This window comes from Chryseobacterium sp. JUb7, from assembly GCF_024806495.1.
Classification (GTDB): domain Bacteria; phylum Bacteroidota; class Bacteroidia; order Flavobacteriales; family Weeksellaceae; genus Chryseobacterium.
In genome coordinates this window covers 1-3,483 of sequence record NZ_JANUFF010000028.1, presented here as the reverse complement: position 1 = coordinate 3,483, position 3,483 = coordinate 1, and the positions used below count along the sequence as shown (strand labels likewise).

General features: G+C 42.8%; 1 protein-coding gene. It reads left to right on the top strand.

Annotation, left to right across the window (positions count from 1 at the left end):
- Window positions 1-3,471, top strand: a 3,471-nt coding sequence (locus M2373_RS22465) for a hypothetical protein (RefSeq protein ID WP_259113730.1), incomplete at its 5' end; no start/stop codon positions are given.
- Between the last annotated feature and the right edge of the window lie 12 nt (window positions 3,472-3,483).

Genomic DNA, 3,483 nt, shown 5'->3' with positions numbered 1-3,483 from the left:
TTACTGACCCATGAGCTCACCCCTGATGAGCCTGCCAACAGTCCTTTCTATTATTCTCCGGAAGAATTTGATATGTCCAAGTTCACGTACCCCGTGAATGTGGGTATTGAATACCGAATGAGCGATGAAACAGAGTGGAGGCTTCCTGAACTACCCAATAACCCGGGCTATGTGAATGTATTTTCCAATGGTGAAAAAGCCCACAACGAAACGGTAGCTATTGCTATTCCTGATTTTGGAAATCCTGCTTACGTTCATAAGCAAAAAAGATCCGGGAAGCATGTTTATGGCTCTTATGGAGTGAACTGGTTCTCAAGATCAAGAAAATCTTTGGACACCTACCAGGTAGAATCCAGTATTAAGCCTTCCAATATTCTGTTGCCTCCATCGAGTGTTAATGCCTTTTTGATCCAGAAAGAACTTCCGTTATTGCTGACTTCGGACAACGAACAGGTGCTGTATGCTCAAAATCCTGCCGGAGATAAGACTCTGGTAAGACTGACCATGGAGTATGATGCTTCTCAGGATATGATCAGCTATCAAAAGGCCGTTAATGGGGAAGAAGTATCTGACTTCAGTCCTTTGCCGGATAATGAAGAGCTTTTTGCCGACCATATTGAAGTTTTCTTCCGTCCTGAAATCCCAAACAGGGTTTTCGGAGCGATTGAAAGTGTAACGGACCTTTCGGGTAACCCTTTGGTCTCTGTGATCAAAACCAAAGCTTTGGTACTGAGCAGTACTGGAGCCACGGCAGCGACTACCCAGTCTTTAAAACCTACCATTGCGGTGGCCGATTTCCCTAAATATGTGGGCGGGGTATTTTCAGTAGGCACAGATGATTATATTATTCATAATATTTTATCGGGAACCAACCCTGATTATCCTGTTTTCCATATCCTAAAAAAACAGGTAGGAAATGCTTTCGGACAGAATACGACAATGCCTTTTGACCCTTCCAACTTTACGGTACCCAATGCCAATGAGTCCTTGATGGTGGTTGAAAATATGCAAAATCCATCGACCTGGGGAACGGTGAATCCACATCCTTTAAAGGTTAAGATCGGAGACGGCTGGCCGATTCATACGGAAGAAAGAACAATAGAATCCGGTCAGAGTCCTGATATCACGTATAATACGTATTTAAGAAAATACCGTGGGATCAATAAGACGGTTGTGATGAATAAAGTGATAGAGTTAGATCCCGATACTCAACAACCTCTTCCTTTTACAGGATTGTATGAGATCGATTTTCCGGGCTTTAATCTGGGTCATCACCCTCAGTATTCGGAATTAACCGGAGCAGACAGGGTTCAGTGGTACCGCGGAAGTATCCGTGTCGACAGGCATAATGCTCCGAATGAAGAAAAAGCGACTCTTAAGGTGATCCGTATCGATAATATCGGTGCCGGTAACGGAGATCTTAAAGTCTTTGCTTTGGATGAATCTTTTGCTTCGACTCCTGTAATGCCAGATTCTATGCCTGGAAAAACAACGGAAGTGAATTTCTATCCCGGATACAGAGTGTATCTTCATACCAACGCTGCATGTCGTCTTACCAAAGAAGACATTATTCCTCAGGATGATGCATTGGAAAAATACACGATTTTCGGCACCCGTGCGGTAGACCTTACGTATGTGGATTATAAATCGAGAATTTCTATTCCGACGATGATGTTCGGCAGAAAAATCGAAGAACCTATGGCTCCTGAAATGCCTATGGGCTCGAAGTATGCGACAAGACCTGATACTTTCGGACGTTCTTCGTATGCTTTTACCAATACGTATCAGCATAAGCCGTTCAGTGTGATGTTCCTTCGTAGTAATGATGATATTTTACTGAGTTCATTATACAAGCATACGCTGAATTATAATGCGGCTGTGCCTGAAGAAAATTCGGTAGAAGATATCCGTGAAAAGAATAATGATGATTTTTTCAATGACCGTTTATCAGAGCTTGCCAACTGTATTTTCAATGGAAATGAAACGCAGTTTAACCTTCATAACGGATACAGGCTTCCTGTTCCTAACAGTCTGGATTTACTCAAGGGTATCAATCTCTTTATCGCTGATCATAATAAGCATTACAGCCCTGCAATCCCTGCGATTACGGAGTCTGTGTATAAAAACATTCAGGATTTATCGGCGGTCATCATTCCTGCTGATCCTAACGGAGCATTTGGGGAGGTGAAATTCATTGATTTTGTAAAACAGACGATCCGCAATACGTTTGTTCCGCTGACGGAAGTTCCCATTCTTTATCAGTTCGTTAAAGGAGGCGACTATCAGCCTATTCCTAAAGCCCAGGTGATCAGAGCTAAAAACGGGACCTTACTGACGCCGGGTAACGATGTGAATGGAGAATTTGATATGGCTCCAATGATGAAAATCCTTGAAACCACGCCTAAGCATAAGACGTTATTCGTAGATTATACCCTGGATGGCGCTTCAAAAAGTGTTTACTTCTATGCGGTAAAAGAAACGAATGCCCAGCTGGTACAGAGTGATATGAGTGATGTGATAGGACCTATCAAAATGGTCAATTCATTCCCATTAAAAACTCCTGAAATCAAGAGTGTTATTCCTGTTCTGGAAAATACGGCAATGGCGGTAACGCCAAAGATGGATGTTAACATCAATACCTACAATAAGGTTTATAATGTCAGAAAGGCGAAGCTGTACCGTGCGCTCAATATGCAGGATGCGGTATCGGTAAGAACGATGGAGCTTGTGAATGAGCTTGCTGTTACAGAAAGTATGTCTGATGACGGAGTGTGGACGCTGCAGGACAGTTTCTCGGATCTTGCGCAGGTTCCGTTTGGTGATCCTTTATATTACAGGGTTACCGTGGAAGCTGAAGTAGAATATGCTGAAGCTAAATACGTGACGGGTCAGAGCGATGTAATTGTTACTGAGTATGCCCCTTCTGAAGCTTCTAAGATTATGATCACCACCATGACAGAGAATGTTCTGCCATCATCTCCTGAGCTGAGTTTTGAATCAGATCCGGTGAGTGGCAACGTGGTAACCTCGGGATTATTAAGCTGGAAAGAGCAGTGTTACAAAGGGAAATATCACCTTTATAAAATGAACAACCAGGGGAACTGGCAGGAGCTGGCAAGAATGAATGTTCTCCCGTCCAATGCTTCCAAAGTACAGCTTTATCTTTTTGAAAACGATCCACTGACCAATACGGAAAGCTGGGTGGCAAAAGATATTTTCACGATCACTGATGAAACGATGTTCTTAAGACTGGAGAAAATAGGGCTGGATCCTCTTACCGTGAAAGACGCAGAAGGAAATCCTGTTTATCATCACTTTAAAGTCATTACCGAAAATACTTCGGGAATGTTCAGTAAAGAAGACCGAATCATTACGCTGTACACTCAAAACTCAGAAATCGGAGGCATCTCCACAGATGGTACCGACGGAATGATTATCGAGCAGACTTTTGTCGTGAGACCGAATTTGTAAAGGAAAAATTAA